3 protein-coding genes and 1 pseudogene are annotated in these 3,519 nt (G+C 62.8%); 1 reads left to right on the plus strand and 3 read right to left on the minus strand.

Annotation, left to right across the window (positions count from 1 at the left end; translation table 11 throughout):
• Window positions 1-324: 324 nt before the first annotated feature.
• The 3 genes from AC1D1X_RS18600 to argA all read right to left on the minus strand — a co-directional run bounded on the left by AC1D1X_RS18600 (window position 325) and on the right by argA (window position 2,626).
• Entirely contained in the window at window positions 325-957 is a 633-nt protein-coding gene (locus AC1D1X_RS18600; protein WP_477671674.1) for a LysE family translocator, read from the minus strand.
• Window positions 954-1,202, minus strand: a complete 249-nt coding sequence (locus AC1D1X_RS18605; protein ID WP_477671673.1) for a DUF1272 domain-containing protein — start codon at window positions 1,200-1,202, stop codon at window positions 954-956. The genes AC1D1X_RS18600 and AC1D1X_RS18605 overlap by 4 nt, the downstream gene beginning before the upstream one ends.
• A 74-nt stretch (window positions 1,203-1,276) precedes the next feature.
• A complete protein-coding gene (gene argA, locus AC1D1X_RS18610; RefSeq protein WP_477698854.1) occupies window positions 1,277-2,626 on the minus strand; it encodes an amino-acid N-acetyltransferase in 1,350 nt (449 codons plus the stop codon).
• Between the two features lie 236 nt (window positions 2,627-2,862).
• Between argA and AC1D1X_RS18615 the strand changes: the two are divergent.
• Window positions 2,863-3,519, plus strand: a pseudogene (locus AC1D1X_RS18615) (GGDEF domain-containing protein); the annotation flags it as partial.

The following is a 3,519-nucleotide window of genomic DNA, read 5'->3' on the forward strand; positions in this document are numbered from 1 at the left end:
CGTCGGTTGCGATGATCGAGAAATTTTCGCTCGTCAGGATGGCCGTCTGCAATGCGCCTGTCTTGAGCAGTGCTTCCTGGCGCTTGACCTCTATGCCATCGGCTTTGGCAATGGCGTCAAGAACGCTCAGGCTGGTAATAGGTGACATGGGCCATGTTTCTGTAAAAGTAACGACGACCCTGCGAAGCGCCGACTATGGGCGGCGCTTCCAGAATCCTGGCCGGGGATATGTGAAGTCTTTGCAAAGACTCCGGCAGTGTACAGGTCTTGCCTGAAAAGTCCGTGCGCCAGCGCACATAGCGGGGCCGTGCAGCCCGGGCGCGCCTAGCTGTTCGCGCGCCGATAGAACGCCAGCGAGCCCGCCAGCGCCAGCAGCGCGCCGCCGCAGGCGCGGTCTATCCAGCGTGTGGCCGAGGCCTTGAGCAGGCGTATGGCGCGTGCGCCTATGAAGGCATAGCCGAACATCACGGAAAAATCGATGCCGGCGAATACCAGCGAAATGGCGAGGTATTGCGGTGCCTGGGCGGCAGCCGGGTCAATGAACTGCGGGAGYAAGGCCGAGCAAAAGAGGTAACCCTTGGGGTTGGTTACGGCCACCAGGAAGGACTTCATGAAAATCGCGCGGCCGCCGTGCTGCATGCCGGCAATGCCTTCGGCGGGAATCTCAAATCCGCCGCGTGAGCGCAGCAGGCGAATGCCCAGCCAGGCCAGGTAGACCGCGCCTGCCCACTTGAGCACCGAGAACCAGAACTCGGAGGCCGCCAGCAGTGCACCCAGACCGAGAGCTACGGCGCCTACCAGCACGAAGTCCGATACCACGGCACCCAGCATGCCGGGCACGGAGCGGCGCACGCCGTAGCGCGAACCATTGGCCAGCGCCAGCAGGACGGTGGGGCCGGGCGTGGCGATGGCTACCAGCGCCACGATGGAAAAGAGCAGCAGGGTGGTGGTGTTCATGGTGCGGCTCCGCAACCCTGAGGTTTAAAAACACGCTCTTTCGAAGGTGGGTATTTGGCCAGCATGTCGGGCGGGCGGCGCGGCCGTGCGCTAAATTCACCGCCGCAGTTGGGGCAGACGCCTTTGAGCTTGGTGGTGACGCAGTCAACACAAAACGTGCATTCAAAGGTGCAGATGCGGGCATCGGGCGACTCGGCGGGCAGGTCGCGGTTGCAGCATTCGCAGTTGGGGCGGAGCTGGAGCATGCTGGGGTTTCCTGTGTAGATGGGATGGGAGGAGTCACCGGATGCTAAAGAAAAACCGTTCAAGGGGAAAGCCCCTAGGACAACTTCTTGACCAGCACCTGGCTCTTGCGGTCCCAGTTGTATTTGCGCTTGCGGCCTTCGGGCAGCCAGTCCGGGTCTACCTGCACAAAACCGCGCTTGATGAACCAGTGCATGGTGCGGGTGGTCAGTACAAAGATGCTTTGCAGGCCGGCCGCGCGGGCGCGCTGCTCGATGCGTTTGAGGATTTTCTCGCCGTCGCCCTGGCCCTGGCTTTGCGGCGAAACGGTGAGCGCCGCCATTTCCGCCGTTTTGGCTTCGGGGTAGGGGTAGAGCGCCGCGCAGGCAAAGATCACGCCGTCGTGCTCGATGATGCTGTAGTTGGCGGCGTCGCGCTCGATTTCGGTGCGGCTGCGTTTGACGAGGGTCCCATCGTTTTCAAAAGGCTCGATCAGCTGCAGGATGCCGCCCACGTCGTCTTCCGTGGCCTCGCGAAGCTCTTCGAGCTTTTCGTCGATCACCATGGTGCCTATGCCGTCGTGCACATAGATTTCCAGGAGCAGCGCGCCGTCTACCGCGAAGGGCAGGATGTGGCTGCGTTCCACGCCGGCCTTGCAGGCCTTGACGCAGTGCTGCAGGTAAAACGCGGTGTCGGTGGGGCGTTCCCCGTTGGGCAGGGTGGCCAGCAGTTTTTCGGCAGCGGCCAGCGGCAGCTCGGTGTCGATGGGGTTGTCTTCGCTTTCGGGCTGGTCGTGGTGGATGCGTATGCCGGGAATTTCGCTCAGGAAAATCAGCTTGTCGGCCTGCATGGCGATGGCCACCGAAGTGGCGACTTCTTCCATGGTCAGGTTAAAGGCTTCGCCGGTGGGTGAGAAGCCGAAGGGCGAGAGCAGCACCATGGCGCCGAAATCCAGCACACGGCCGATGGCGGCGGTGTCCACCTTGCGCACCAGGCCCGAGTGCTTGAAGTCCACACCGTCGAGGATGCCGACCGGCCGCGCGGTGATGAAATTGCCCGAAATCACCCGTACCGTGGAGCCGGCCATGGGGGTGTTGGGCAGGCCCTGGCTGAAGGCGGCCTCAATCTCGTAGCGCAGCTGGCCGGCGGCTTCCTGGGCACAGTCGAGCGCGACTTCGTCCGTGATGCGCATGCCGTGCGAATATTTTGCGGCGTGCCCCTTGGCCTTGAGCTGCTCGTTGACCTGTGGGCGAAAGCCGTGCACCAGCACGATTTTCACGCCCATGCTCTGGATCAGTGCCAGGTCTTGGGCGATGTGCTGAAGCTTGCCGGCCGCAATCGCTTCGCCGGCAATGCCTACGACGAACGTCTTACCGCGGTGGGTGTGTATGTAGGGTGYGACCGAGCGGAACCAGGGCACAAAGGTGAAATTGAAGACGGCAGACATGGGCGCGCTTTCGGGATCGGTTGTGGCGGGTCAAGGGCAGCCGGGACGGCGCGAAAGAGGCAAGCGGTCTCCCTGGGCGCTGTTTCCCCGGTAAACGGAAAAAGTCCAGTGAGTGTAAGGGAGACACCGCTGGCCTGAGGGAGGCAAATGCCGGCTTTGGCGAGGGTGCGCTTTTTGCCGGCGTACTTCATTTGGGGGTTTGCTTAATGAGGGGCGGCGGGGTATGGTTAAGGTTCATGGACAAATACGCGATCGGGTTTTGGGGCTGCTATTTCGGGTCAGCCAGCCTGATGCTGGCCGGTTCGGTATTTGCCTATATCCGGTCCCTGCGGCGCATTGCCGTCAATGCGGCTGTCTCGGCAATCGCCTCGACCTTTTTTGTGGTGGCCTTCCTGGGCGGATTGCCCATCGAGAACGCCGATGTTCTGGACCGTTTCCTGGCCCACGTTGCCAGCGTGGTATCCGCGCTGCTGGCTTACCTGCTGTTTTCCATCCTGGGCATCCTGCGCAACCCGGACTCGGCCCGGCGTGCCTTGACCTGGCTGGCGAGCCTGGCTCTTCTGAATATCGCGGTTGGCTGGGCATTGAGCCCGCGCCACGCCCTGGCACTGAGCCTGGCAGTGGCCTGTTTTCTGGGGCTGGTGGCAATGGCGCTCAGTCTTCGCAGTGCCGTTCGGGGGGATCGCCTGGCCTGGGTGGCCGTCTCGGGCGTCTCCTTCATGCTGGTGGCCATTGCGGGGTTGAGCTGGGTGGCACTGGACCGTGCCCATGTGCCGTGGCAGGTGCACGCGGTGACCGCTGTCGCCGGCACGTGTTATCTGGCCACCATGGCGGCTGTGCTCTGGACCCGTTATTCCTACCTGATCGAGCTGAACCGGGCCATGGCGCACGGC

Source organism: Polaromonas sp. P1_G4, assembly GCF_056405475.1.